This is a genomic window from Sphingomonas sp. SP6, assembly GCF_058313435.1.
This window is the reverse complement of sequence record NZ_JBZFLG010000001.1, coordinates 61097-87797: the sequence shown is the minus strand read 5'-3', so window position 1 is coordinate 87797 and position 26701 is coordinate 61097. Positions and strand designations below refer to the sequence as shown.

Annotated in this window: 26 protein-coding genes and 1 tRNA gene; 15 read left to right on the top strand and 12 right to left on the bottom strand. The window is 69.1% G+C overall.

What is annotated here, in order from left to right:
• Positions 1-23: 23 nt before the first annotated feature.
• The gene (locus tag AC4GYY_RS00425) at positions 24-1313 is read right to left on the bottom strand and encodes a cytochrome b (protein WP_491117735.1); all 1290 of its coding nucleotides are present in this window, start codon (positions 1311-1313) and stop codon (positions 24-26) included.
• Between the two features lie 13 nt (positions 1314-1326).
• Entirely contained in the window at positions 1327-1911 is a 585-nt protein-coding gene (petA, locus tag AC4GYY_RS00420; RefSeq protein WP_491117733.1) for a ubiquinol-cytochrome c reductase iron-sulfur subunit, read from the bottom strand.
• Positions 1912-2141: 230 nt separating this feature from the next.
• Here petA and AC4GYY_RS00415 point away from each other — a divergent pair, with 230 nt between their 5' ends.
• Positions 2142-3263 carry a CaiB/BaiF CoA transferase family protein gene (locus tag AC4GYY_RS00415; protein ID WP_491117731.1) on the top strand — a complete coding sequence of 374 codons (1122 nt, stop codon included), beginning with the start codon at positions 2142-2144 and terminating at the stop codon, positions 3261-3263.
• 144 nt (positions 3264-3407) lie between these two features.
• On the opposite strand, the gene AC4GYY_RS00410 is transcribed toward AC4GYY_RS00415, so the two are convergent.
• On the bottom strand, positions 3408-3617 hold the full coding sequence (locus AC4GYY_RS00410) for a CsbD family protein (protein WP_491117729.1): 210 nt from the start codon (positions 3615-3617) through the stop codon (positions 3408-3410).
• Between the two features lie 60 nt (positions 3618-3677).
• Positions 3678-4685: a sulfur carrier protein ThiS gene (thiS, locus tag AC4GYY_RS00405; protein WP_491117727.1), complete on the bottom strand. Its 1008-nt coding sequence runs from the start codon at positions 4683-4685 to the stop codon at positions 3678-3680.
• A gap of 164 nt (positions 4686-4849) precedes the next feature.
• On the opposite strand from thiS, the gene aroQ reads away from it, so the two are divergent.
• The 11 genes from aroQ to AC4GYY_RS00350 all read left to right on the top strand — a co-directional run bounded on the left by aroQ (position 4850) and on the right by AC4GYY_RS00350 (position 16948).
• Positions 4850-5299: a type II 3-dehydroquinate dehydratase gene (aroQ, locus tag AC4GYY_RS00400; protein ID WP_491117724.1), complete on the top strand. Its 450-nt coding sequence runs from the start codon at positions 4850-4852 to the stop codon at positions 5297-5299.
• Positions 5300-5334: 35 nt separating this feature from the next.
• Positions 5335-5820 (top strand): acetyl-CoA carboxylase biotin carboxyl carrier protein, encoded by a 486-nt coding sequence (gene accB, locus AC4GYY_RS00395; protein WP_491117722.1) that lies wholly within the window; start codon positions 5335-5337, stop codon positions 5818-5820.
• Between the two features lie 2 nt (positions 5821-5822).
• Positions 5823-7175, top strand: a complete 1353-nt coding sequence (gene accC / locus AC4GYY_RS00390; protein WP_491117720.1) for an acetyl-CoA carboxylase biotin carboxylase subunit — start codon at positions 5823-5825, stop codon at positions 7173-7175.
• 46 nt (positions 7176-7221) lie between these two features.
• On the top strand, positions 7222-7911 hold the full coding sequence (locus tag AC4GYY_RS00385; RefSeq protein ID WP_491117718.1) for a hypothetical protein: 690 nt from the start codon (positions 7222-7224) through the stop codon (positions 7909-7911).
• 52 nt (positions 7912-7963) lie between these two features.
• Complete coding sequence (locus AC4GYY_RS00380) at positions 7964-9616, top strand: calcium-binding protein (protein ID WP_491117716.1); 1653 nt, start codon at positions 7964-7966, stop codon at positions 9614-9616.
• Between the two features lie 114 nt (positions 9617-9730).
• A complete protein-coding gene (locus AC4GYY_RS00375) occupies positions 9731-10708 on the top strand; it encodes a M10 family metallopeptidase C-terminal domain-containing protein (RefSeq protein ID WP_491117714.1) in 978 nt (325 codons plus the stop codon).
• A gap of 51 nt (positions 10709-10759) precedes the next feature.
• Positions 10760-12979, top strand: coding sequence for a phosphoribosylformylglycinamidine synthase subunit PurL (purL, locus tag AC4GYY_RS00370; RefSeq protein WP_491117712.1), 2220 nt, complete (start codon positions 10760-10762; stop codon positions 12977-12979).
• Between the two features lie 27 nt (positions 12980-13006).
• The gene (locus tag AC4GYY_RS00365; RefSeq protein WP_491117710.1) at positions 13007-13807 is read left to right on the top strand and encodes an enoyl-CoA hydratase/isomerase family protein; all 801 of its coding nucleotides are present in this window, start codon (positions 13007-13009) and stop codon (positions 13805-13807) included.
• Entirely contained in the window at positions 13804-15033 is a 1230-nt protein-coding gene (locus AC4GYY_RS00360) for a DUF418 domain-containing protein (RefSeq protein WP_491117708.1), read from the top strand. The genes AC4GYY_RS00365 and AC4GYY_RS00360 overlap by 4 nt, the downstream gene beginning before the upstream one ends.
• 31 nt (positions 15034-15064) lie before the next feature.
• Entirely contained in the window at positions 15065-16429 is a 1365-nt protein-coding gene (gene der, locus AC4GYY_RS00355) for a ribosome biogenesis GTPase Der (protein ID WP_491117706.1), read from the top strand.
• A gap of 90 nt (positions 16430-16519) precedes the next feature.
• Positions 16520-16948, top strand: a complete 429-nt coding sequence (locus AC4GYY_RS00350) for an Hpt domain-containing protein (RefSeq protein ID WP_491117704.1) — start codon at positions 16520-16522, stop codon at positions 16946-16948.
• A 12-nt stretch (positions 16949-16960) separates the two neighbouring features.
• On the opposite strand, the gene AC4GYY_RS00345 is transcribed toward AC4GYY_RS00350, so the two are convergent.
• The gene (locus AC4GYY_RS00345; RefSeq protein ID WP_491117702.1) at positions 16961-17407 is read right to left on the bottom strand and encodes a cupin domain-containing protein; all 447 of its coding nucleotides are present in this window, start codon (positions 17405-17407) and stop codon (positions 16961-16963) included.
• A 2-nt stretch (positions 17408-17409) separates the two neighbouring features.
• Positions 17410-18900 carry a replicative DNA helicase gene (locus AC4GYY_RS00340; RefSeq protein ID WP_491117700.1) on the bottom strand — a complete coding sequence of 497 codons (1491 nt, stop codon included), beginning with the start codon at positions 18898-18900 and terminating at the stop codon, positions 17410-17412.
• Between the two features lie 106 nt (positions 18901-19006).
• On the opposite strand from AC4GYY_RS00340, the gene AC4GYY_RS00335 reads away from it, so the two are divergent.
• Together AC4GYY_RS00335 and AC4GYY_RS00330 are read left to right on the top strand one after the other, a co-directional pair.
• The gene (locus tag AC4GYY_RS00335; protein WP_491117698.1) at positions 19007-19489 is read left to right on the top strand and encodes a UPF0262 family protein; all 483 of its coding nucleotides are present in this window, start codon (positions 19007-19009) and stop codon (positions 19487-19489) included.
• 1 nt (position 19490) lies between these two features.
• Positions 19491-19928, top strand: a complete 438-nt coding sequence (locus tag AC4GYY_RS00330; protein WP_491117696.1) for a cytidine deaminase — start codon at positions 19491-19493, stop codon at positions 19926-19928.
• Here AC4GYY_RS00330 and AC4GYY_RS00325 read toward each other — a convergent pair.
• From AC4GYY_RS00325 to AC4GYY_RS00315, 3 genes are read right to left on the bottom strand one after another with little or no spacing between them, the layout of a single operon-like run.
• On the bottom strand, positions 19925-20662 hold the full coding sequence (locus AC4GYY_RS00325; protein ID WP_491117694.1) for a Crp/Fnr family transcriptional regulator: 738 nt from the start codon (positions 20660-20662) through the stop codon (positions 19925-19927). The genes AC4GYY_RS00330 and AC4GYY_RS00325 overlap by 4 nt on opposite strands.
• Complete coding sequence (locus AC4GYY_RS00320) at positions 20659-21447, bottom strand: SDR family oxidoreductase (protein WP_491117692.1); 789 nt, start codon at positions 21445-21447, stop codon at positions 20659-20661. Before AC4GYY_RS00320 ends, AC4GYY_RS00325 begins: the two co-directional genes overlap by 4 nt.
• A 59-nt stretch (positions 21448-21506) precedes the next feature.
• On the bottom strand, positions 21507-23048 hold the full coding sequence (locus AC4GYY_RS00315; protein ID WP_491117690.1) for a hypothetical protein: 1542 nt from the start codon (positions 23046-23048) through the stop codon (positions 21507-21509).
• A 109-nt stretch (positions 23049-23157) separates the two neighbouring features.
• Between AC4GYY_RS00315 and AC4GYY_RS00310 the strand changes: the two genes are divergently transcribed.
• Positions 23158-24582 carry a phospholipase D-like domain-containing protein gene (locus AC4GYY_RS00310; RefSeq protein ID WP_491117688.1) on the top strand — a complete coding sequence of 475 codons (1425 nt, stop codon included), beginning with the start codon at positions 23158-23160 and terminating at the stop codon, positions 24580-24582.
• 4 nt (positions 24583-24586) lie between these two features.
• Here the strand turns inward: AC4GYY_RS00310 and AC4GYY_RS00305 are convergent.
• The 3 genes from AC4GYY_RS00305 to AC4GYY_RS00295 all read right to left on the bottom strand — a co-directional run bounded on the left by AC4GYY_RS00305 (position 24587) and on the right by AC4GYY_RS00295 (position 26690).
• Positions 24587-24671 (bottom strand) — tRNA-Leu (locus AC4GYY_RS00305).
• Positions 24672-24684: 13 nt separating this feature from the next.
• Positions 24685-25752: an NAD(P)/FAD-dependent oxidoreductase gene (locus AC4GYY_RS00300; RefSeq protein WP_491117686.1), complete on the bottom strand. Its 1068-nt coding sequence runs from the start codon at positions 25750-25752 to the stop codon at positions 24685-24687.
• Positions 25752-26690 (bottom strand): alpha/beta fold hydrolase, encoded by a 939-nt coding sequence (locus AC4GYY_RS00295; protein ID WP_491117684.1) that lies wholly within the window; start codon positions 26688-26690, stop codon positions 25752-25754. The genes AC4GYY_RS00300 and AC4GYY_RS00295 overlap by 1 nt, the downstream gene beginning before the upstream one ends.
• Positions 26691-26701 lie beyond the last annotated feature (11 nt).

The following is a 26701-nucleotide window of genomic DNA, read 5'->3' as shown; positions in this document are numbered from 1 at the left end:
GATGCTTCGAACCCCCGTCCGCGTCAGGCCACGGCCGCGCTGTGCGTGATGCTGGTGCCTTCCTTGCCCTTGAGCACCGCCTCGGTGATCGAGTTGGGCAGCGGCCGCGGCCGCTCCGAACGCGAGACGATCGGCAGGATGATCAGGAAGTGCGCGAAATAATAGGCCGCCGCGATCTGCCCCATGATGACGTTGCGAGCGATCGGCTCCGCCCCGCCGACATAGCCGAGCACGAGGATGTCGAGCAGCAGGATGCCGAGGAAGATGCGGTAGGTCGGACGAAAGTTTGCCGACCGGACCGGCGACGTGTCGAGCCACGGCAGGAAGAACAGCAGCAGGATCGAGCCGAACATCGCCAGCACGCCCCACAGCTTCGCCGGGATCCAGAGGAAGTTGAAGGTGAAGCTCTTCAGGATCGCGTAGAACGGCAGGAAGTACCATTCCGGAACGATGTGCGCCGGGGTCGAGAGCGGGTTGGCCTCGATGTAATTGTCCGGGTGGCCCAGCAGGTTCGGGCTGAAGAAGATCAGCGCGGCGAACAGCAGCATGAACACGCCGACGCCCACCGCGTCCTTGGCGGTGTAATAAGGGTGGAACGGCACCGTGTCCTGCGGCCCCTTCACGTCGACGCCGGTCGGGTTGTTCGAGCCGGGGATGTGGAGCGCCCAGATGTGGAGGACGATCACCCCCGCGATCACGAACGGCAGCAGATAGTGGAGCGAGAAGAAGCGGTTGAGCGCGGCGTCGTCGGGAGCGAAACCGCCCAACAGCCAGATCCGCACCGTGTCGCCGACCACGGGTATCGCCGAGAAGAAGCCGGTGATCACCTGCGCCCCCCAGAAGCTCATCTGCCCCCACGGGAGCACATAGCCCATGAACGCGGTCGCCATCATCAGCAGGAAGATGACGACGCCCAGCAGCCACACCATCTCGCGCGGCGCCTTGTACGATCCGTAATAGAGTCCGCGGCCGATGTGGATGTAGACCACCAGCAGGAACATCGACGCGCCGTTGGCATGGGCGTAGCGCAGGAACCAGCCTGCGTTGACGTCGCGCATGATATGCTCGACCGAACCGAACGCCACCGTCGCGTTCGCCGCGAAGTGCATCGCCAGCGTCACACCGGTCACGATCTGGATCATCAACGCCGCGCCCGCGAGGACGCCGAAGTTCCAGAAGTAATTGAGGTTGCGCGGCACCGGATAGCCCGCGCCGACCGCATTGTAGACGAGCCGCGGCAACGGCAGCTTCTCGTCCACCCAGCGCATCAGCGGCGCCTTCGGCTCGTAATGCTTGGCCCAGGGAAAACTCATGGCGCGTCCGTCCTCAGCCCACCGTCACGGCGGTGTCGGAAGTGAAGGAATATTCGGGAACCGCGAGGTTCTTCGGCGCGGGCCCCTGCCGGATGCGCGCCGCCGTGTCGTACGCCGACCCGTGGCACGGGCAGAAATAGCCGCCGAACGGCCCCTTGTTCTCGCCCTCGCCGGCGCCCAGCGGCACGCAGCCCAGATGGGTGCAGACGCCCAGCGTGATCAGCCAGTTCTTGTGCCCCGCCTTGGTCCGCTCGGTCAGGGTCTGGGGATCGCGCAGCGAGCTCACGTCGACCTTGTCCGCCTCGGCGATCTCGGCCGGGGTCAGGTTGCGGACGAACAGCGGCTGCTTGCGGAACGTGGTCTTGACCGCCTGTCCCGGCGCGATCTTGCTCAGATCCACTTCGGTCGTCGCCTGCGCCAGCACGTCGGCGGACGGGTTCATCTGGTTGATCAGCGGCAGCACGACCACGCCTGCACCGACCCCGGCCCAGGCGACGGCGGCGATGTTCAGGAAGTCGCGGCGGCGGGGATCGTGCGTCTGCTCGTGGAACGGCGCGGGAGTCTCACCCGGCGGAACGGAACTCTCGACAGTCGCCATTCACCTCAACCCTTGCGTGGCCTGCGGAGGAGGTCTGGCGCTCACCACGCCCCTCCCCTGTCTGCGCGGCCGTTCCCCCCGGCCGTGGCGGCCTGATAGACGGCGCTCCCGCGCTTTGCCAACAGCTATTTGCGCGGCGCGGAGAACGGAGGCGGCCGCGGCCATAACTCTTGTCATGGTGCCGGGCTCTCCGTAGCGTTTGCGCAAATCGCATCGAGGAGAGACGACCGGTGAGCACGCCCCCCCTGCACGGCATCCGCGTGATCGAGTTCGCCGGCATCGGCCCCGGCCCGTTCGCCGGAATGATGCTGGCCGATCACGGCGCGGAGGTGATCCGCATCGACCGCGGGGCCAAGGGCGACGGGATCGCGGTGGCAGCCAAGGACCCGCTGCTCCGCGGCCGCAAGTCGGTCGCGCTCGACCTCAAGGACCCGGGCTCGGTCGCCGCCGTCCGCCGGATCGTCAAGGGCGCCGACGCGATCATCGAGGGGTTCCGCCCCGGCGTGATGGAGCGGCTCGGCCTCGGCCCCGACGTGTTGCTCGCCGACAACCCGAGACTGGTCTACGGCCGCATGACCGGCTGGGGCCAGACCGGGCCGATGGCGCCCGAGCCGGGCCACGACATCAACTATATCGCGATCTCGGGCGCACTCCATGCGCTCGGGCGCAAGGGCGAGAAGCCGACCCCGCCGATCAACCTCGTCGGCGACTTCGGCGGCGGGGGCATGCTCCTCGCCTTCGGGATGCTCGCCGCCTTGCTCCATGCCAAGACCACCGGCGAGGGGCAGGTCGTCGACGCGGCGATGACCGAAGGCTCGGCGCTGCTGATGACGATGATGTGGGGTTTTCGCGCGATGGGCCGCTGGTCGGACGAGCGCGGGACCAACCTGCTCGACACCGCCGCCCACTTCTACGACACCTACGAGACCGCCGACGGCAAGTACGTCTCGCTCGGCGCGATCGAGCCGCAATTCTACGCCGAGCTGCGCGCGGTGATGGACCTCTCCGACGATAAATGGGCGGCGCAGATGGATGCGCGCCAGTGGCCCGCGCTCAAGGAGGAGATCGCCGCCCGGTTCAAGCAGCGCACGCGCAGCGAATGGGTGACAGCCTTCAAGGGCCATGACGTCTGCTTCGCCCCGGTCCTCGGCTTCGACGAGGCCTATGAGGACGCGCACAACGTGGCCCGAGGGGCGTTCGCCGACGCCGGCGGAGTCAGGCAACCCGCTCCGGCACCGCGCTATTCGGCCAGCCCGACGGTCGCGCCGGTGATGTCCGGCCCGCGCCGCGACGCCGAGGTGCTCGGCGAGCTTGGATTCACCGCGGAAGAAGTCGCGGCGCTGGGCTTTTGAGCCGGCCCGGCATCCCGCGCACGGGGTAGCCGGAAGCGACGACGGGGTGTCGCCAGTCGCAAGGTCGCAAAACCTCACGTCCGGGACACCCCGCTTCAACCTTACGCGCGGACACCGACCCCTGCCGGGAAGGAGCCGAAGACCTCAGATATCGTCGCCGAGCGCGCCCTTGATCTTGCCGCCGAGCTGCTGGCCCTTGCCCTTCAGCTCCTGACCCGCGCCTTCGGCTTTCAGGTCGGCGTTGCGCTCCGCTTCGGCGCCGGTCTCGGGACGGTCGTGATCCGCGATCGCCTGCTTGGCCTTGCCGATCGCCTCGTTGACGTTGCCTTTGATCTTGTCGGTCAGCTCGCCCATCTTCCGTCTCCTAACAAATGACCCGGGCGAAACGGGCGATTCGCGAGTCGGGTTCCCAACCTAGATCAATCCCGCGAGCGGGCTGGAGGGGTCGGCATAGCGCCGCTGCATCATGCGACCGGCGCGGTAGGACCAACGCCCCGCCTCGACCGCGGCGCGCATCGCCTGCGCCATCATCACCGGGTCCTTCGCCTCGGCGATCGCGGTGTTCATCAGCACGCCGTCGCAGCCCAGCTCCATCGCCACCGCGGCGTCGGACGCGCAGCCGACTCCGGCGTCGACCAGCACCGGCACCTTCGCGCCCTCGACGATCAGCCGGATCGTGACCCGGTTCTGGATGCCCAGCCCCGATCCAATCGGCGCGCCCAGCGGCATGATCGCGACCGCGCCCGCTTCCTCCAGCTGCTTCGCCGCGATCGGATCGTCGACGCAGTAGACCATCGGCTTGAAGCCATCGCGCACCAGGATCTCGGTCGCCTTCAGCGTCTCGCGCATGTCGGGATACAGCGTGCGCGCCTCGCCCAGCACCTCCAGCTTCACGAGGTCCCAACCCCCAGCCTCGCGCGCCAGCCGCAGCGTCCTGACCGCGCTGTCCGCATCGAAGCAGCCCGCGGTGTTGGGCAGATAGGTGAAACGCTTGGGATCGATGAAATCGGTCAGCATCGGCGCCGTGGGATCGCTGACGTTGACCCGCCTGACCGCCACCGTGACGATCTCCGCCCCCGACGCCTCGAGCGCGGCGGCGTTCTGCGCGAAGTCCTTGTACTTGCCCGTCCCCACGATCAGCCGCGACCGGAAGGTCTTCCCGGCGACGGTCCAGCCATCGGTGTCGACCGCGCCCTGGTGATCGCCACCGCCGACGAAATGGACGATCTCGTAGTCGTCACCGTCCTCGACCATCACCTGCGCGAGCGTGGACCGGGGCACGACCTCCATGTTCCGCTCGACCGCCAGCTTGGCGGGGACCAGCCCCAGGCTCTCGGCGAGCGCGGCGATGGTCAGCCCGGCGGGCACGCGCTTGTGCTCGCCGTTGACCGTGATCGAGAGGGTTCCGTCGGAATGGGGCAAACGTCGAACTCCGTTCGTCCCGCGCGAAGTCGAGGGACTTGGCCGGGCATGCGCGAGGCCCCCGTCTCCGCGCCCGTCAGGGCGGTGTCTCGACTTCGCTCGACACGAACGGTTAGGGGATAGACCATCTAGGCGCGCGGGCGCGCCGTCGCAACGAGGCACCCATGCCCAACGTCCCACCCTCTTCGACCGTCTTCGTGCTCAACGGCCCCAACCTCAACCTGCTCGGCACGCGCGAGCCCGAGATCTACGGCCACGACACGCTCGACGACATCGCCGGCCGGCTGGAGGACCGCGCGCGCGAACTGGGCCTTGAGATCGACATGCGCCAGTCCAACCACGAGGGGCATCTCGTCGACTGGCTCCACGAGGCGCAGGCGTATGACGCCAAGGCCGTCCTGCTCAATGCCGGCGCCTTTACCCACACGTCGATCGCGCTCCACGACGCGATCAAGGCGATCGAGACGCCGGTGATCGAGGTCCACCTCTCCAACCCGCATAGCCGCGAGGGCTTCCGCCACCGTTCCTACGTCGGCAAGGCGGCACAGGGAACGATCGCGGGGTTCGGCGCGCTCTCCTACCTCCTCGCGCTTGAAGCCGCGGCGCGCATCTGACAGAGCGCCCGCCCTATTCAGGGGAATGACGCCAGATGGCAGAACACGACACCAGCGGAGCGATGCAGGTCGACGTCGAGCTCGTCCGTCAGCTCGCCGAACTGCTCGACACGACCCAATTGACCGAGATCGAGGTCGAGGACGGACAGCGCAAGATCCGCGTCGCCAGGAAGGCCGCCGCGGTCAACGCGGCCCCGGCGATGCACTATGCGCCGCCGCCTGCCCCCCCGGCCGCCGCGGCCGCACCGCCCCAAGTCGACCAGGCCGGCCCTTCCGCGCCGAACCACGCCGGCGCCGTGCGCTCGCCGATGGTCGGCACGGTCTATCTCGCCGCCGAGCCGGGGGCCGCGCCCTTCGCGCAGATCGGCAAGACGGTCGCCGCCGGCGACACGCTGCTGATCGTCGAGGCGATGAAGGTGATGAACCCGATCGTCGCGCCGTCGGCCGGCACGATCAAGGCCGTGCTCGTCGAGAACGGCCAGCCCGTGGAGTTCGACCAGCCGCTCGTGGTCGTCGAGTAGCCATGCCCGAGATCAAGAAGCTCCTGATCGCCAACCGCGGCGAGATCGCGCTGCGCATCCACCGCGCCTGCCACGAGATGGGGATCAAGACGGTCGCGGTGCATTCGACCGCCGACAGCGACGCGATGCACGTCCGCCTCGCCGACCAGGCGATCTGCATCGGCCCGCCCTCGGCGACCGAGAGCTACCTCAACATCCCCAACATCATCTCCGCCGCCGAGATCAGCGGCGCCGACGCGATCCACCCCGGTTACGGCTTCCTGTCCGAGAATGCGAAGTTCGCCGAGATCGTCGAGCTCCACAACCTCATCTTCGTCGGTCCCAAGCCCGAACACATCCGCACGATGGGCGACAAGGTCGAGGCCAAGCGCACGGCGGGCGCGCTCGGCCTGCCGCTCGTCCCCGGCTCGGACGGCGCGATCACCGACGTCGGCGAGGCGCGGATCATCGCCGAACGCATCGGCTACCCCGTCATCATCAAGGCGGCCTCGGGTGGCGGCGGTCGCGGCATGAAGGTCTGTGAGCGCCCGGACCAGCTCGAGACGCTGATGGCGCAGGCGGGGAGCGAGGCGAAGGCCGCGTTCGGCGACGCCACCGTCTATCTCGAAAAGTACCTCGGCAACCCGCGCCACATCGAGTTCCAGGTGTTCGGCGACGGCAATGGCCAGGCGATTCACCTCGGCGAGCGCGACTGCTCGCTTCAGCGCCGCCACCAGAAGGTGCTGGAGGAGGCCCCCTCCCCCGTCATCACGCCCGAGGAGCGCAACCGCATGGGCGGTGTCGTCGCCAGGGCGATGGCGGACATGGGCTATCGCGGCGCGGGAACGATCGAGTTCCTTTGGGAAAACGGCGCGTTCTACTTCATCGAGATGAACACCCGCCTCCAGGTCGAGCATCCGGTGACCGAGGCGATCACCGGCCTCGACCTCGTCCGCGAGCAGATCCGCATTGCCGAGGGTCATCCGCTCACCCTCCGTCAGGAGGACGTCCAGTTCCGCGGCCACGCGATCGAATGCCGGATCAACGCCGAGGACCCGCGCACCTTCGCGCCCTCCCCCGGGCTGGTGAAGCAGTATCACGCCCCCGGCGGCATGAACGTCCGCGTGGATAGCGGGCTCTACGCCGGCTACCGCGTGCCGCCATATTACGACAGCATGATCGCCAAGCTGATCGTCTACGGCACCACCCGGGCCGGTGCCATCCGCCGCCTGCGCCGCGCGCTCGAGGAGTTCGTGATCGAAGGGCCGACGACCACGATCCCGCTCCACCAGGCGCTGATCGAGGACCCGGAGTTCCAGCAGGGCGCGTACACGATCAAATGGCTTGAGGAGTGGCTGGCGAAGCAGGTCAGTTGACCCGCCCCGCTTCCCCGCGCGCCCGCGATATGCTCCACTACCGCGCGTGTTCATCGGTCACTACGCCCCCGCGCTGATCGCTGCCGCGCATCCGCGTGCGCCGCGGCTCGGCACATTGTTCGTCGCAGCGCAGCTCGTCGACCTCGCCTTCTTCGCCTTCGCGCTCGTCGGCGTCGAGCATTTCCGCCTCGTGCCGCAGATGACGGTGACCAACGCCCTCGATCTCTACGACGTCCCTTTCACCCACAGCCTGATCGGCAGCCTTGCCTTCGCCGCGGGCTGGGTGATCGGCGCGCGGCGGGCGGGGGCGCGCGCCGCTGCCGCGTGGATCGGCGCAGCCGTCGTCGCCTCCCATTGGGTGCTCGACTGGCTCGTCCACGCGCCTGACCTCACGATCCTTGGCTACGGCCCGCGCCACGGTCTCGCGCTCTGGAACTGGCCGATGCTGGAGATGCCGCTCGAACTCGGCCTCGCCGCCGTCGCACTGGTCTTCTACGCCTCGCGGCGCCCCGCCCCGCGCGCCGCGTTCGCGATCCTCTCGGCCGCGCTCCTGGCCTTGCAGCTCGCCAACTGGGTCGCGCCGCAACCACCCGCGATCGTCGATCCGCCGCCGCCTGCAACCGCGCTGACCGCCATCGCCGCCTTCCTGATCCTCGCCGCCCTCGCCGCCTGGGTCGACCGCACGCGAGCGCCCGGCCTGACCCAAATCGGACACGAAACCGACGCCGCAGCGTAACACCACTGCCTTAAACGTCCCGGCGATCCGTTTCTTTCGAGAGGACCGCCCGATGGCCAAGTACCGCGTCGAACCGTACGATACGAACACCTCCGGTTTCTTGTTGTTCGCCGACGACCGACTTCTCGTCGCACACGACGCGGCGATCGTCCGCACCGACGGCCCGGCCGCTCAGATCCTGGGGGCGAACGCCGCCGCGACGATCCTGAACTATGGCGTCATGGAGGTCAGCACCATGGCCAGCCCGGCGATCTCGGGCAGCGTTTCCGGTGACATCAACCTGCGTGTCTTCAACAAGCAGGATGGCGTGATCGAAGGTCAGCTCGGCGCGATCACGCTCGCGTCGGCGGTCGGAACCACCGGCACCGTCAAGATCGAGAACGAGGGGCGCATCGACGGTCACGGCGGCAACGCTTTGGCGATGCGGGATCTCCACGCGACATCGATCCTGATCATCAACGAAGCCGGCGGCTTCATCACCAACGCCGGCAACGCCGACGTCCTCCGTCCGGGCGACGACAGCTCTGCCGACATCACCATCAAGAACTACGGCTACATCCGCGCCGGCACGGTGGACGGCGCCACGAGCGGCGGCGACGGCATCGACCTTCAGTCGAAGGCCGGCGGTCACGCGGCCACCATCGGCAACTTCGGCGAAGCGGTGATCGAAGGCGGCAAGCACGGCATCACCGGCGCCAACGCCGCCGACATCTATAACGAAGGCACGATCACCGGCCGCAACGGCTCCGGGCTCAACTTCGACACCGAGGCGAGCGACAATGACGGAGCGGTCACCGTGACCAACTTCGGCACGATCACCGGCGCGTATGACGGCTACGGCAATGGCGACGGCGACGGGGTGGACGTCGACTATCTGGTCAGCATCCGCAATTTCGGCACGATCCAGGGTGTCGGCGCCGACAATATCGACGATTTCGCCGACGGTGTGGCCGCGGGCGGCGGTCAGATCCTGAACAAGTTCGGCGCGACCATCTACGGCGAGACCAACGGCATCCTGATCGACGACGGCGACCGGAACGGCGCCTATGCGGCCACCCGCATCGTCAACGACGGCTACATCACCGGCAAACTCGGCTACGGCGTCCGCCTGATCGGCGACTTCGCCGACACCGTGACCAACCACGGTACCATCTCCGCGACGAACCACAGCGCGGCGGCGATCGACATGGGCGGCGGCGACGATCGGCTCGTCAACGACGGCGACATCGATGGCGACGTCCTCCTGGGAGACGGCAACGACTTCATGAAGGCGGGGAACGTGTTCGGCACGATCGACGGCGGCGTCGGCGATGACGAGATCCGCGGCGGCGTCCGCGACGACGTGATCCACGGCGGTCTCGGCATCGACCAGCTGGTCGGCGGCCGAGGCAGCGACACGTACGTCTACACCGACATCGCCGAGGCGAACACGAGCGACTCCAACCATCTCGAGACGATCACCTGGGGCACGGGCGACATCCTCGATCTCTCGGCGATCGATGCCGACATCACCCAGGACGGCGACCAGGCCTTCACGTTCAACACGTCAGGTGTTCCCACCGACACCCCCGGCGATCTCATGTTCGTGCATGTTTCGGACGGGGTGTCGGCAGTCGGCGGCGACATCGACGGCGACGGCACCGCCGATTTCCTGATCAAACTGGTGGGCGTCGACGATCCGTCGGTCCTCGCCTTCAATCTCTGATCCGCGGCGGCGGCGGTGGCGGGTCGCTCCGCCGCCGCCGCTCGCAATGCTTCGGTAAGTGCGCTGCGCTAGGTCTCGCCGCTCGGACCTTCCGACGCCACGGGGAGCACGATCATGAGCCGCACGCACCTGCGCGGTGGGGACCACGTCACCACGCCCTTCACTCTGGGGGACGGCGACGCCCTCCGGCTCGATGTCGGCGCCACGCTGGCGACCCGGTATGCCGAACCGGCGGTGATCCTGACCGGCGGGAGCGCGCGGATCCACAATGCCGGCGAGATCGGCACCTCCGGCGAGCATGCCGTCGCCGGCACGCTCACCGGTCCGTTCGACATCCGCATCGTCAACGAAGGGACGTTCGACAGTTCCGGCGCCGCCATCGCGCTGGCCTCCACCGAAGATGCGACGGGAACGCTGCGTATCGTCAATGCCGGGGACCGGCTCGACCCGACGCATTTCGCCCAGATCCACATGGGGATCGACCTGTCGCAGCTCCACGCCGACCGCGTCGTCGTGATCAACCAGGGCGGGATCGGCGGCGGAATGTTCGGCGGAACGGCGTACGCCGGCAGCTTCGGCGCGGACATCGTCGTGAACCGCGGGTCGATGGTAGGCGACATCCGGCTCGGCGCGGGGGACGACTGCTTCCGCAACACCGGGGAGTTCTTCGGGGCCATCTACGGCGGCGACGGCGACGACCGGATCACCGGCGGCGCGGCCAACGACCCGATATGGGGCGGCGCCGGTCGCGACATCATGGCGGGCGGCGCGGGCGGCGACTATTACCTCTTCGCCTCGATCGCCGATTCCGCGCCCGACCGTGCGCACGCCGACGTGATCCGCGGCTTCAACAAGGCCGACGGCGACGTCATCGGGCTGCCTTCCGACGCCGACACGACGGTAGCCGGCGACCAGAACTTCGTCTTCGTCGGCACGGCCGCGTTCTCCGGCACGGCGGGCGAACTTCGCTGTGACATCACGAAGGACGGCGCGGTCCTCTACGCCGATGTCGACGGCGACTCGCGGTCGGACTTCGCGCTGGTGGTGCAGGGCGCGATCACCCAGCCCTCCGACCTCCAGCTCATCCTCTAGCCTCGCGGCGGACAGGTGACGCGCGCCGGGCCAGTCGCTATCTGCCCGCGGATGACCGAGATCACCGCCCAGATCGTCGCCGACCACGGCCTCTCCCCCGAGGAATACGACCGCGTCCTCCACGCGCTCGGCCGCGAGCCCAACCTCGTCGAGCTCGGCATTTTCAGCGTGATGTGGTCCGAGCATTGCAGCTACAAGTCGAGCCGCATCCACCTGAAGAAGCTGCCGACCACCGGCCCCCAGGTGATCTGCGGACCCGGCGAGAATGCCGGCGTCGTCGACATCGGCGACGGCCAGGCCGCGATCTTCAAGATGGAGAGCCACAACCACCCCTCGTACATCGAGCCCTATCAGGGCGCGGCGACCGGGGTCGGCGGCATCCTCCGCGACGTCTTCACCATGGGCGCAAGGCCGGTCGCCAACCTCAACGCCCTCCGCTTCGGCCGGCCGGACCACCCCAAGATGCGCCACCTGATCTCGGGCGTGGTCCACGGCATCGGCGGCTACGGCAATTGCGTCGGCGTCCCGACCGTCGGCGGCGAGGTCAATTTCCACCCGGCCTACGACGGCAACATCCTCGTCAACGCCATGACGGTGGGCGTCGCCGACACCGACAAGATCTTCTACTCGGCGGCGTCGGGCGTCGGCAATCCGATCGTCTACGTCGGCTCCAAGACCGGCCGCGACGGCATCCACGGCGCGACCATGGCCAGCGCCGACTTCGGCGAGGACGCCGAGGAGAAGCGCCCCACCGTCCAGGTCGGCGACCCCTTCACCGAGAAGCTGCTGATCGAGGCCTGTCTCGAACTCATGGCGAGCGACGCGATCGTCGCCATCCAGGACATGGGCGCGGCGGGCCTCACCTCCTCCTCGGTCGAGATGGCGTCGAAGGGCGGCGTCGGGATCGAGCTGGTGATGGACGACGTCCCCCAGCGCGAAACCGGCATGACTCCCTACGAGATGATGCTCAGCGAGAGCCAGGAGCGGATGCTCATGGTCCTCAAACCCGGCCGCGAGGACTTCGCCCGCGCCATCTTCGACAAGTGGGAACTCGACTTCGCCGTCATCGGCCACGTCACCGACACCGGCCGCATGGTGCTCAAGTGGCAGGGCGAGACCGTCGCCGACATCCCCCTCGCCCCCCTCGCCGACGAGGCCCCGCTCTACGACCGCCCCCACGTCCCCACGCCCCCGGCGAAGGCGCTCGTCGACATCCCCGAGAGCCGCGACATCGCCGCCGACCTGCTGACCCTGATAACCTCGCCCGACATCGCCAGCCGCCGCTGGATCTGGGAGCAGTACGACCACATGGTCGGGGCCGACACCGTCCAGCGCCCCGGCGGCGACGCCGCGGTGGTCCGCGTCCACGGCACCGACAAAGCCTTGGCGATGACCACCGACTGCACGCCCCGCTACTGCTTCGCCGACCCGGTCGAGGGCGGCAAGCAGGCGGTGGCCGAGGCGTGGCGCAACCTCACCGCGGTCGGCTCGACCCCGCTCGCCGTCACCAATTGCCTGAACTTCGCCAATCCGCAGCGCCCCGAGATCATGGGCCAGATCACCGGCTGCCTCGAAGGGATGAGCGAGGCCTGCATCGCGCTCGACTTCCCGATCGTCTCGGGCAACGTCAGCCTCTACAACGAGTCCAAGGCCACCGGCGGCGGCTCCGCCATCCTCCCCACCCCGGCGATCGGCGCGATCGGGCTGCTCGCCGACTGGACCAAGTCCGCGACAATCGCCTTCAAGGGCTCGGGCGACATCATCCTCGCAGTCGGCACCCGCCGCGGCGATCTCGGCCAGTCGCTGTGGCTGCGCGAAGTCCACGGCCGCGAGGACGGCCCGCCGCCCCGGGTTGATCTGGCGAAGGAGAAAGCGGCCGGCGACCTCATCCGCGCCGGCGTCCTGGCCGGCCAGCTCACCGCCGTCCATGACGTGTCCGACGGCGGCATCGCGGTGACCATTGCCGAGATGGCGCTTGCCGGGAACGTCGGCGCGATGATCGACCGAAAGCAACCCTTCGACTGCGCCCACAGCTTCTTCGCCGAGGACCAGGGCGTCTATATCGTCACGGCCGACGATGTGGCCATGGTCGACTTCCTCAACGCCGCGCTCGCCGCCGGGGTCGAGGTCGAGCCAATGGGTCGCACCGGCGGCAAGCGCCTGATCTTCGAGCGGCCGAACCGCGACGACGTCGTGACGCTCGACGCGCTCCGCGAAGCGCACGAGGGCTTCTTCCCCAAGCTGATGGGGGTCGATGCCGCGCTGGCGTAAACTCAGGAAAGATGGGGGGGGAATGACATGACCGACCAGACCGAAGACGTGACCTACGCCGTCGCCGACGGCATCGCCACGCTCACCCTCAACCGCCCCGAGCGGATGAACACCATCTCCGGCCCGATGCTCGACCGCTTGACCGAGCTGCTCGTCCAGGCCGAGCAAGACCCCGAGGTCCGCGTCGTCCTCCTGACCGGCACCGGCCGTGCCTTCTGCGCCGGGCTCGATCTCGTCTCCGCCACCAAGGGCGAGGGGATCGGCAGCTCGGGCGCGGCGATGGCGGCGACGATCGACCTCCGCAACACGCCCCCGACCGTCCTCAACGCCATGGACACCCCCGTGGTCTGCGCTCTCAACGGCTCGGCGGCGGGCTACGGCATGGACCTGGCGATCGGCTGCGACATCCGGGTGATGGCCGCGAGCGCCAAGCTCGCCCCTGCCTTCGTCAAGCGCGGGATCGTCCCCGAATCGGGCGGCACCTGGCTCCTCCCCCGCATGCTCGGCTGGGCCAAGGCGGCGGAGATCATCTTCACCGGCCGCACTCTGCTCGCCGACGAGTGCCTGGCGCTTGGCCTCGTCAACCGCGTCGTCGCCGACGAGGAGGTCGCAACCGTCTCGCTCGACCTCGCCCGCGAGATCGCCGCCAACGCCCCGCTCGCGGTCAAGGCGTCGAAGCGGATGATGCGGATGGGGCTGAACGAGACCTTCGACACCCACGTCCAGCACGTCTATCTCCAGCTCCTCCCGTTGTTTGCGACGAACGACTTCCAGGAGGGGATGCGCGCGTTCCTCGAAAAGCGGCCGGCCGAGTTCATCGGCCGTTGACGCCCCGCATCGCCACGCTCGACTTCGTCCGGGGCGTGGCGGTCATGGGCATTCTCGTCGCCAACCTGCCCGCCTTCGGCCTGCCAGAGGCCGCCTACTTTTCCCCGCTCGCCTGGGGCGGGCGGGGCGCGGCCGACGTGACGGTCTGGTTCGCCACCTTCGTCCTCGTCGAAGGAAAGATGCGCGGCCTGTTCAGCCTGCTGTTCGGCGCGTCGATGCTGCTCGTCATCGACGCCGCGCGCGCCGCCGGACGCGATCCGGCGCGGGTCCATTACGCGCGAATGGCGGTGCTGTTCGGCGTCGGCTGCCTCCATCTCTATCTCGTCTGGTGGGGCGACATCCTCGCCCACTACGCGCTGATCGGCGCGGTCGCGTACGTCTTCTCGGGAGTGTCCACCCGGCGGCTGTTGGCGCTCGGGGGCGTCTTCCTCGCATGGGACGTGATCGCCAACGCCGGGGCGGCCGCGACGCTGTTCGCCGCGGTGGCCCGCGACACGCCGGACCGGACCGCGCTCTGGAACGCTTTCGCCGGCACCTTCGGCGTGCCGCCCGCCGCCGATCTCCACGCCGAAGTCGCCGCGTTCGGCGGCTCCTGGCTCGACGGCGTCCGCTGGCGCTGGACCCATGCCAGCGACCCCTTCGCCTTTGCGCTGCTGGTCGGTCCCGAGACGCTTCCGGCGATGCTGTTCGGCATGGCGGCCTACCGCTCGGGGCTGTTGACCGGCACCTGGCCGCGCGCGCGCGTCGAGCGCTGGGCCGCGGTCTGCCTCGGCGTCGCGCTTCCCGCCTACGCATTGCTCGGCCTCAACACGCTGGCGCACGGCTTCGACCAACGCTGGGTATTCTTCGCCTCGGTCGCCGCTTCGCCGCCGTTCCGCCTGCTCGGCGCGGTCGGCTACGCCTGCCTGCTGGCGCTGGCGTTCCGTCCCGGCGGATGGTGGAGCGAGCGGGTGGCGGCCGTCGGCCGCGCGGCCTTCACCAATTATCTCGGCACCTCACTCATCATGCTCGCCGTGTTCACCGGAGCGGGACTGTTCGGGCAGCTTACCCGCGCCCAGCTCTACCTGCTCGCTCCGCCCGTCTGGCTCGCGATGCTGCTCTGGTCGAAGCCCTGGCTCGACCGCTACCGTTACGGCCCGCTCGAATGGCTCTGGCGCAGCCTGGCGCGGGGGCGGCTCCAGCCGATGCGGCGGAACCCCGGCGGCGCCGCGGCACGCGGGGCGTGACGCGCGGCTCGCCCCGCCCTACCTAGCCGCCATGTCCCGTCTCCCCACCGTCGCGATCGTCGGTCGCCCCAACGTCGGCAAGTCGACGCTGTTCAACCGCCTCGTCGGCAAGAAGCTCGCGCTCGTCGACGACACGCCCGGCGTCACCCGCGACCGCCGCGAAGGAGATGCGCACCTCGTCGGGCTCGACTTCCGCGTCATCGACACCGCAGGCTACGAGGATCAGGATGCCGACTCGCTTCCCGGCCGCATGCGCCAGCAGACCGAGGCGGCCGTGGCGCAGGCCGATGTCGCGCTGTTCCTGTTCGACGCCCGCGCCGGGATCGTGCCGCTCGACGAGGAGATCGCCCGCTGGCTCAGGGGGTCGGCGACCCCGATCATCCTCGTCGCCAACAAGGCGGAAGGGCGCGCCGGCGAGCAGGGCGTCCTCGAATCGCTATCGCTCGGCTTCGGCGATCCCGTCCAGCTCTCCGCCGAGCACGGCGAGGGCGTCGCCGACCTGTTCGAGGCGCTGCTCCCCCACATCGACCGCGAGATCGACGACGAGGAGGACGCCGACGCCGACGACGCGGTCCTCAAACTCGCGATCGTCGGTCGCCCCAACGCCGGCAAGTCCACGCTCATCAACCGGATGCTCGGCGAGGAGCGGATGATCACCGGGCCCGAAGCGGGGATCACCCGCGACTCGATCGCGATCGACTGGACGTGGCACGGCGACATCACCGGGCCGCGCGCCGTCCGGCTGATCGACACCGCGGGAATGCGCAAGCGCGCCAAGGTCCAGGACAAGCTCGAGAAGCTCTCGGTCGCCGACGCGCTCCATGCCATCGACTTCGCGGAGGTCGTCGTCCTGCTGCTCGACGCGACGCTGGGGCTGGAATCGCAGGATCTCCGCATCGCCGACCGCGTGCTGGAGGAGGGCCGCGCGCTCATCATCGCGCTCAACAAATGGGATGTCGCCGAGAATCCGTCGGCGCTGTTCAACGGGGTCAAGAAGGCGCTCGAGGACGGGCTCAGCCAGGTCAAAGGGGTTGCCGTCCTCACCGTCTCGGCGGCGACCGGCAAGGGGATCGATCAACTGATCGGCGCGGCGTTCGAGGTCCGCGACGCCTGGTCGAAGCGGGTCGGGACCGGTGAGCTCAATCGCTGGTTCGAGCGCGCGATTACGGCCAACCCGCCCCCCGCCCCCGGCGGCAAGCGGGTCAAGATGCGCTACGTGACACAGGTCAAGACGCGCCCGCCAAGCTTCGTCATTTTCGGCACGAGAGTCGACCAGTTGCCCGCGAGTTACGAGCGCTACCTGGTCAACAGCATGCGGCGTGAGCTCGGTTTCGGCGCGGTGCCGGTCAGGGTGACGATGCGCGCGCCGAAAAATCCGTTCCATTCCGAGAGCTGATTGCTGATTTCAACGCACCGTTTACCCCTTTCAGGCTAGGGACGCTGTGCAGCGGTGAGGGCGGGGGCTTTCACCGGGGGAACCTCTCACGTGTCATTCGAAGGCAGTACGCTGATCGACTGGCCCGCCTACGCGAAGGCGCGGGCGGAGCTGGGAGCCGGCTTCGTCCGCATTCTCGGCTATTTCCGGGAGGATGGCGTCAAGTCGGTGGCCGCGATCGAGGATGCGATGCGGGCCAACAATGCGGCCGGCATGGTGATCCCCGCCCACACGCTCAAGGGCGAAGCGCGGCAGTTCGGCGCCGAGCCGCTCGCCGCCGTGGCCGAGTCGATCGAGATGCGCGCGCGCGACTGCATCGAACGCCGGATCGAGCCCGAGGCGCTCCTTGCCGATGTCGTCGCGCTCGCGCCGCTGTTCGAGCAGACGCTGGCGTTGCTCGAGCGCGAGGCAAACCCGCTCGCCGAGCGGCGCGGCGGCTTCGGGCGACGGCCGACGACGGCGCCCTTCGGCCGCGCCTGAGCCGAACGGCGATCAGTACGGCCTGCCGTCCTTGTGACGGTAGAAGCCGTCCTCAGGAAGCAGCAACAGGTCGACGTCGGGATAATGGCACGGCGTCGCCTCGCGCCGGCCCCAGACGACGAACACGCACCCGCCCGGCCCGCCGATCAGGTGATGTCCGTTGCCGTCGTTCTTCGGAAAGGCCGCGCAGTCGCCCGCCGCGAGCGCCGTTTCGCCCGAATCGTCGACCAGGGTAGCCCGACCCGACAGCATGACCAGGAACTCGTCCTCCCCCTCGTGCCAATGCCGCTGGCTCGACCACGCCCCCTCGGGCAGCTCGACATGGTTGATCTCGAAGTCGGTAATCCCCGCCGGCGCCGAAAGCGGCCGGAACCGTCGATCTCCTGCGGCCAGATCATAGGGCGGCGGGTAACCGCTGCCGGTCGCTGGGGCGATGGCGGCAAGATCGATCTTGGGCATCGTCAATAGCCTGCATAATCGCTGAACTTGGTGATCGTCGGATCGAACTTCAGCGTCACTTTTCCGGTCGCACCGTGGCGCTGCTTGGCAACGATCAGCTCGGCCAGGCCGTACACCCGCTCCATGTCCGTCATCCAGCGCGCGTGATCCTCGAAGATCTTGGCGTCGTCGCCCTCGGTCGGCCGCTTCGGCTCCTTGGCAGCGACATAATAATCCTCGCGGTACACGAACCAGACCATGTCGGCATCCTGTTCGATCGAGCCCGATTCGCGCAGGTCGCTCAGTTGCGGCCGCTTGTCCTCGCGCTGCTCGACCGCTCGGCTGAGCTGGGACAGCGCGAGCACGGGGACGTTCAGGTCCTTGGCCAGGGTCTTCAGCCCGCGGCTGATCTCGGAAATCTCCTGGACGCGGTTGCCGTCGGACTGCTTGCCGCTGCCGGTCAGCAGCTGGAGATAGTCGACCACCACCAGCCCGATCTCGTTGTTGTGCCGTCGCTGGAGCCGCCGGACCCGGGTGTGAAGCGATCCGATGGTGAGCCCGCCCGTGTCGTCGATGAACAGCGGCAGGTTCTCAAGCTCGGCGGCGGCGGCGGCGAGCTGGCCGAACTCGGCGCGGCTGATCTTGCCCATGCGCAGCGATTCGGAACTGATCCCCGACTGCTCGGCCAGGATGCGGGTGGCGAGCTGATCCGCGCTCATCTCGAGCGAGAAGAAGGCGACCTTCGCGCCGACCGATTGCGCCGGCGCCATCCCGTCGGCCATGTCGCGCATCCAGCGCTTGGCGGCGTTGAACGCGATGTTGGTGGCGAGCGAGGTCTTCCCCATGCCCGGACGCCCAGCCAGGATCATCAGATCCGAATGGTGCATGCCGCCGATCTTGGTGTTGATGGTGTCGAACCCGGTCGTGATCCCGGAGACGTTGCCGCCCGAGTTGAGCGCCCGCTCGGCCATCTTCACCGCCATCGTCGTCGCCTGGGCGAAGGTCTTGACGGTCGATTCGGCTCCTCCGTCGGCGGCGACCTTGAATAGCTCCTCCTCCGCCAGCTCGATCTGCGCGCGCGGATTGACCTCCTCCGACGTGTCCATCGCCCGGTCGACGAGCGTACGGCCGACGCTGACGAGCGCGCGCAACATGGCGAGATCGTAGATCTGCTGGGCGAACTGGCGCGCGCCGATCAGCCCTGCGCCCGAGCCGGTCAACGTCGCCAGATAGGCCGGGCCGCCGAGCTCCTTCATGCCCTCGTCCGCATCGAACATCGGGCGCAGGGTGACCGGGGTCGCCAGCATGTCCTGCCCCCGTAGCGTCTTGATCGCCGCGAAGACCCGCCCGTGAACCGGCTCGTAGAAATGGTGAGGTTCCAGCCGGTCGACGATGTCGTCGGCCAGCCGGTTGTCGATCATCATCGCGCCGAGCATCGCCGCCTCCGCCTCGACGTTGCGGGGCAGCTGGACGGGTTCGACGGGAGCGGGGTGCGCGAGCGCGAGCGTGGCCATCCGGCCTCCATGCGCAAGCCAGCCGCCCGCCTCAACCGGGTTGCGACCGGCGTGTCGATGGAAGCTGTGGATGGATTGTTTTGGGGTTCGTCTCTACCGAAACGATGTGGCGGACACCCGGATCATCGACATCGAGCTCGACGAGCGCACGATCCTGTGGCGCTCCGCCGACGTCGAGCAGGAGCGGCGGATAGCGATCTTCGACCTGATCGAGGCCAATCATTTCGCGCCCCTGCGCCAGCACCCGGACGGCTACGCCGGCCCCTACCGGATCGCGCTCTCGGTCGAGGACGGTCGCCTGGCCATCGCGATCAAGCGCGAGGACGGGTCGCCGCTCGAGACGCTCGTCCTCGCGCTCGGCCGGTTCCGGCGACCGATCCGCGACTATTTCGCCATCTGCGACAGCTATTACCAGGCGATCCGCCAGGCGACCGCGCAGCAGATCGAGACCGTCGACATGGCGAGGCGCGCGATCCACAACGAAGCCGCCGAACTGCTCATCGAGCGGCTGAAGGGCAAGATCGAGGTCGACTTCGACACCGCCCGGCGACTGTTCACGCTGGTCTGCGTCCTCCATATCCGGGGCTGAGATGGACGATCTGATCGCCGCCGCGCGCGCCGCCGCGCGTCATGCCCACGCCCCGTACTCGCGCTTCGCGGTCGGGGCGGCGGTGCGGCTCGTCGACGGGACGATTGTCACCGGCGCCAATTTCGAAAACGCCAGCTACGGGCTTTCGCTCTGCGCCGAGACGGTGGCGCTGGCGACAGCCAACGCCCAGGGGCGGTTGCGCGACGTGGTCGAGATCGCGGTGATCGGCGGGGCGATTGCCGCGGACGACGCGATCGTCGGCACCGGGGTCGTCCGCCCGTGCGGACGCTGCCGTCAGGTGCTCGTCGAGGCGGCGCAGCTCGGCGGGCGCGAGATCGTCGTCCATTCGGCGGCCGCGCAGGGCGACGCGGTCGAGACGCGGACGATCGCCCAGCTGTTGCCCGACGCCTTCGGGCCCGCCGACCTCGATGTTCTCTAGGAGCGCATGGGGTCGAGCGTGCGCGCGTCGTCGCCGAACAGATATGCGGCATCGAAGTCGGCGACCCGACGAAGCGCGGGCACGTCGGCGATCTCGACGATCCCGTCACGGAAGGTCATCAGGCCACGCTCGCGCAGGTTGCGCAGCGTGCGGTTCGCATGCACGCCGGTGATCCCGCACGCCTCGGCGAGATCGGGCTGGGTCAGCGGCAGCGCGAACCGGCCACCCTCGGCCAGGCCGACCATCGCGAGCCGCGCCTCAAGCTCGCAGAACAGATGCGCGATCCGCCCGGCCGAATCGAGCCGCCCGATGCGGAAAATCCATTCACGGTGCATCGCGGCGTCCAGGAGGGTGGCGCGCCACAGCAGCCTGGTCAGATTGGGATGATCCTCGTTGATCCGGGCGATCGCCGGATGCGGGACCTCGGCGACTCGCGCAGGCCCCAGAGCGCCGATATCGTGGTCCAGCCGCTTCAGTCCGTAGCCGTGGAGATCGACGAAGTCGCCGGGGACGTGGATCGCGACGAGCTGCCGGTAACCCTCGTGATCGTCCATGTAGCGGCACATGAACCCTTCGATCAGATAGGTGCTGTTGCGGATCAGCTCGCCGGTGCGGACCACAATGGTACGAGCCTGGACGTCGCGAACCTCGGAGACAGCCTCCTCCAGCAGGCGCTCGTCCTCGGGCGTCATCGCCCCGCGGCCGCGGCCGAGCAGGAACTTGCCGGTGATCACGCAACCCCGCCGAGCGCGTCGGCCCCCGCATCTCCCAGGTCGCTGCCGCCGTCGACGTTGAGGATCGCGCCCGTGACGTACTTCGCGGCGTCGCTGGAAAGGTACATCGCCGCCTCGGCGATGTCGTCCTTGGTGCCGTAGTCGCGAAGCGCCAGCCGCCGTTTAATCTCGGCTTCGCGGCCCGGATCGCCGCCGAGCCGCTTCATCCCTTCTGTATCGGCGATCGGCCCCGGCGAGATGCCGTTGACCCGGATCCCGGCGGGGCCCCATTCGAGCGCGAGGCATTTGGTGACCATGTTCACCCCGGCCTTGGCGGCGCAGGCGTGGATCTGGAACGACATGGGCCGCACCGCCTGGCCGGCGGTGATCGCGACCAGCGACGCGCCGGGGCGGCGGAGATGATCGAAGCTCGCGCGGAAGACGTTGAAGGTCCCGAGCAGGTCGATGTCGACGACGGTCTTGAAGGCGTTGGCGCTCATCTTCGCGGCCGGCGCGAGAAAGTTGCCGGCCGCGCCCGAGATCAGCACGTCAATCGGCCCGTAAGCGCCCGCGGCCTGGACGAAGGCGGCCTCCAGGCCGGGGTAATCACGCACGTCGCAGGCGACGCCGATCGCCTCGGCACCCGACCCGCGCAGCTCCGCCGCAGCCGCCTCGATCTTCTCGGCGCTACGGCTCAGCACCGTTAGCCGGGCGCCCTCGCGCGCGAAGGCGCGGGCGATGCCCAAGTTGATCCCGCTCGATGCGCCCGCGACGAACACCGACTTGCCTTCGAACCGTCCAGCCATCTCGATCCCCTTTCCGCCGGACAAAAGGCGCTTCCGGCTTGGCGGTCAAGCGGGGGCGGTCACGCCCCGCGGCGGCAGTGCGCGCCTGGCACGGGCGCGAGCGGGCGGACGAGCCGATAGGCGTCGTAAACGCCGGCGTGCCGCCACCTGGTGTAATGCACCAGCACCTGCGCGAACTCGGGGTCGTGCATGAAGAAGCGGAGCGGATCGGCGGCCGCGGTGGTCGCCGTGCCGGATGGATCTGGGCGGACGAAGACGATCCGCTCCGGCGGCAGGCAGCGAAAGTCGATCACCGTTTGGCGGACCACCTCGCGCCCGAACGCGGCGATCCGGGGATCGCGCCGGCCGACCGCATTCGCATCGATCGCGGGCAGCATCCAGAGCAGCCCGTAGCGACTGGGAAAGCGGAAGCCGCGATCGACGGCCGCCGGCCAGACCGTAAATCCCTCGGTCGAGACGATGGCGACGCTCGACCCCCGCGGCAGCCCTTCGAGCGCCGGAGCGATGTCGATGTCCGGCGTGATCGGCGCCTGGGTCGGCGTCAGGGCCAGTGCGACTGGCAGCAACAAGACCGCAGGGGCGAGCTTACGGACGAGCGGCCCGGCGGCATCCCAACGCGCAGCCAGAATCGCCGCGAAGGCGAGCGCCAGCAACCCGGTGGTCGGGATGCTCTGGTACGGCCAGCCCTTGTGCTGGACCAGCCAGGCGACCGCGAACCCCGCGCCGGCGACGAGGAGCGCAGACGCGAGCGGCGCCCGGTTCAGGCTGCGCGCCTGCGGCAGGATGGCGGCCACCGCGAAGACCCACGTCAGCTGTGCAGGAAGGATCATCCGGCGCAGCGGGACGCCCGCGACGCCGTATGCCAGCCGCAACCGCGGAACCATCTCGGTCACATATTCGGGGGTGGCGATCAGAACCGCCGCGCCATAGGCGAGCCCGACCGCGGCAAGCGACAGCGTCTCGGGACGAATCGGCCGCCACGCCCGACGCCGGCTGGCGAGCAGCCATACCTCCAGCAGGACCGGCGCGATCAGGAAATAGTGCTTGAGCGCGAAGCCGACCGCCGTCCCAGCGCCGATCAGCACGGCGACGCGGAACGGCACCGGGCGACCGGCCCGCCTCGCCGCGGTGAGTGCCGTGTACGGAAGCGCGGCGAACAGAGCGAGTTGCTCGCGCTGTCCGAAGTCCCGCAGCGGCATGACGAGCAGCACCAGCGCGGCGTAGAGCAGGAACAGTCGGCGGCGGCGGACGGGCAGGTCATCCAGCGCCCGCTCGGTCGCGAGAATCGACGCGAGGGCCGCCGCGGCGACGCTGGCGATGAGCAGCCCCTCAGGCGCGATTCCGAGCGCCTCGGCCAAGGCCCGGATCGGAACCGCCATCCAGAACCAGAGGGGCGGATTGATCTCCAGGAAGTCGACGTAGAGCCGCGCCCCTTGGCGGATCTGCTGGGCGATCCACAGCTGGCCGGAGACATCGGGGCTGAGCGGCCGCGGCAGGAAAAGGATCAGCAGGGCGGCGAGCAGGACGACGAGCGCCGTCGGCCACGGGTCCATGCCGCTACGGACGCTCAGGTTCGGATCGGGGACCGGGCTTCGGGGCATCGCATTCCTGCGGCCACCTCTCACCCCCTCATGGTTAAGACGAGCATAAGACGAAAGGGTCGCCACGTTCGCGTTGACTGCCGCGCGCTCGCCCCCCACTCGGCACCGGGTGAGACTGGCGTTCGCTTTCGCAGTGCTGGCGGTCCACCTCGCGGTGATCGCCCGCGCGCTACTCGTCGACGACCGCGAACCGACCGCGCGCGCCGCTTGGCTGCTGCTGCTCCTCGCCGCCCCCGGGATTGGCACAATCCTCTACATCTTGTTCGGCGAGCCGTGGATCTCCGCGCGGTTCCGCCGGACCGCCGCCGACGCACGCGCCGCCCTGTCGATCTTCGCGCCGCCGGGCGGGAAGGCGATCGACGATCCCGCCCTGGCCGGCGCCTTCGCGACCGCAGCCGGTGCCAGCGGCTGGACTTGGACCCACGGCAATACGGCGCGGGTCGTTCCCGCGTCGGATGAGGCGATCGATCTGCTGGTCGCCGACATCGACGCCGCGATTCGCTCGGTCCACCTCTCCTTCTACATCTGGCTGGACGATCATAACGGCCGAAAGGTCGCCGAGGCGGTCGGTCGCGCGGCGCGGCGCGGAGTCGCGTGCCGGATCGTCGCGGATGCGATCGGCTCGAGAGACTTCATCCGCTCGGTCCGCTGGTCGGCGATGCGCAACGCCGGGGCGCAGCTTCGCGCGTCGCTCGATGTCCCCTTCGGCCTGTGGCTGCTCGCCGGCCACCGGGTCGATCTGCGCAACCACCGCAAGATCGCGGTGATCGACGGTCGCATCGCCTACGGTGGCAGCCAGAACCTCGCCGATCCGGCCTTTCTCGTGAAGCGCAGGTTCGCGCCTTGGGTCGACATTCTGATCCGCTACGAAGGGCCGGTCGCGCGCCAGGCCGAACTGATCTTCGCCGCCTTGTGGACGGTCGAGACGGGCGAAGATCTCTGCCCGTCCTTCGCCGCCCATCCCCCACCGGCACCGGCGCCGAACGGGTTCGCCGCCATCGCCGCCGACGCCGGCCCGCTGTCGCCTCGCGGGACGATGACGGACTTGTTCGTCGCCTGCCTCTGGGCGGCGCAGGATCAGGTGACGATCACGACGCCCTATTTCGCGCCCGATCCCAGATTGCTCGGCGCTCTCGTGGCGACGGCGCGGCGGGATGTCGCGGTCACCATCGTCTTCCCGCACCGCAACGACAGTCGCATCGTCGGGACGATCAGCCGCGCTTATTACCCGGTGATCGCCGCGGCCGGGGTCCGGATCTTCGAATACCGCGGCGGCCTGCTCCATGCGAAGACGCTGGTCGTCGACGGCACGCTGGCGCTCGTCGGCTCGGCCAACATGGATCGCCGGAGCCTCGACCTCAACTTCGAGAACAACATCCTCACCCAGTCGCCCGAGCTTGCCGCGGAGATCACAGCCTTGCAGCGCCGATGGCTCGCACAGGCGATCGAGATCGACCGCGTCGGTCTGGCGTCGCGATCGCGACCGCGGCGCGTTGTCGACAATGCGCTCACCATTGTCGGCGCGCTGTTCTGAAGACTGGTGCCCCCGGCCGGACTCGAACCGGCACGCCTCGCGGCAACCGATTTTGAGTCGGTCGCGTCTACCAATTCCACCACGGGGGCTCGGGCTGGGTCCCTAGCCGAAGCGGGTCGCGGCGTACAAGTCCGGGTCGAGGCCCGTCGGGGCCGCCTCGCCCAGCAGCAGCGCGGCGGCGAGCGCAGCGGCCGCGGGCGCGGTCTGGATCCCGAACCCGCCCTGCCCCGCGCACCAGAAGAAGCCGGGCGCTTGGGCGTCGAACCCATAGATCGGCCGGCGATCGGGCGCGAAGCTGCGCAGCCCCGCCCAACTGCGCTCGACCGCGGTCACCCGCCAATCGAGCGCGCCCTCCAGCCGATCGATCGCGATCGCGACATCCAATTCCTCGGGCGCGGCGTCGCAGGGATCGGTCAGCGTCTCGTCATGCGGGCTCAGCCACAGCCGTCCGCCCGGCTCGGGCTTGAAATAGAACGCGCCGGACAGAGCGGCGACATGCGGCATTCCCGCCATGGCCGGGGGATCGGTGCGGAGCTGGACCATGGTCCGGCGGTACGGCCGCACGCCGACCGCGCGGACGCCGCACCGCTCGGCGACCGCATCCGCCCAGGCTCCTGCCGCGTCGACCAGGACGCGGGCGCGAACCTCGCCCGCGCTCGTGTCGATCCGCCACTCCCCGGTCTCGCGAACGGCGCCGCGCAGCGCCGAGCCGAGCCGCACCTCCGCCCCGGCGCGACGGGCGGCAGCGAGCGAATCGGCGTGAAGACGCGCCACGTCGATGTAGGCGCAGGTCGGCTCCGACACGCCGACCGACCATTCCTCGCGCAAACCCGGGATGACGGTGCGCGGATCGACCCGCTCGAGCAGGACTCCGGTCCCGGCGAACTCCGCAAGCAGCGCGTCGGCGGCGGCCGCATGCGTGGGGCGGCCGATGTGGAGCGAGCCGAGCGGCTGAAGGTACGGCGCGAGCGCAGCGCCCGATGCCGTCGTCAGCGGCTGGATCGCGGGTCCGCCATAGGTCTCCGACCAGAAGGCGGCGGACCGGCCGGTCGCATGATAGCCGGCGATGTCCTCTGCCTCCAGGATCGCGACCGTCGCGCTTGCGCCGATCGCGGCGGCGAGACTCGCCCCCGCGATGCCGCCGCCGACGATCGCGACGTCGACTCGCATCAGCGCCGGGGCGCCCGCCGATCGAGGAACGCACGGATGCCCTGGAGCGCGCGGTCTCGCACCGGATCCGCCTCGCGCAGGATCTCGTGCGCGGACTCGCGGCCGAACCGGATCAGCGTCACGTCCGGCAACCGCGTAGCGACATCGATCGAGGCGTCCGCGTCGACCAGTTCGTCGGCGTCGGCGACCAGCATCAGGATCGGCACCGTCAGCTTCGCGATCCGGGTGTCATGGCGCTGGACGCGGGTGGAGGCATAAGCCTGGCTCAGCCAATCCCAGCTCGGCGGCCCGAGCTTGATGTCGGGCTCCTGCTGGTACCACCATTGCTCGTCCTCGTAGCGGGAGCGGTCGGAGGTGAGGATGGTCTGACGGTCCTGCTTGGGTCCCGGGCGGTCGCCCGCTTTCCACGCGGCGCGGGCGGGATCGCCGCGGTTGCGCATGAACCGGACGATCGGCTCCGCCCAGCGAGCGCCGATCGGGCCGCGAAGCCCGGTCATCGGCGCCACCAGCACGGCCGCATCCGGGCGCACCGCGTCCTCGAGCATCGCCTGGAGCAGGAGGTGGCCGCCCATCGAATGCCCCATCGCGACGTAAGGCCCCGGGCGATCCGCCGACCAGTCCGACCAGAACGCCTGGAGATCGCAGACCCAACGTCCGAAATCGTCGACATGGCCGACCCGCGCGTCCGCCGAGAGACGTCCCGAACCGCCCTGCCCCCGCCAGTCGAGCGACGTCACCGACCAACCCTCGGCATGCCAGGACGCGAAGGATTCGAGGTATTTCTCGAACACGTCGGCGCGGCCGCACTGGAACAGGATCGATCCGCGGCCGCCGCCCGGCCAGTCGAACCTGCGCAGCTCCCAGCCGTCGGGCGCGCGCCAGGTCGAAACGGCGGCGTCCGCGGGGATGCGGCGGCGGAAGCTGGTGGGCGCGTTCATCGGTTGGCGTG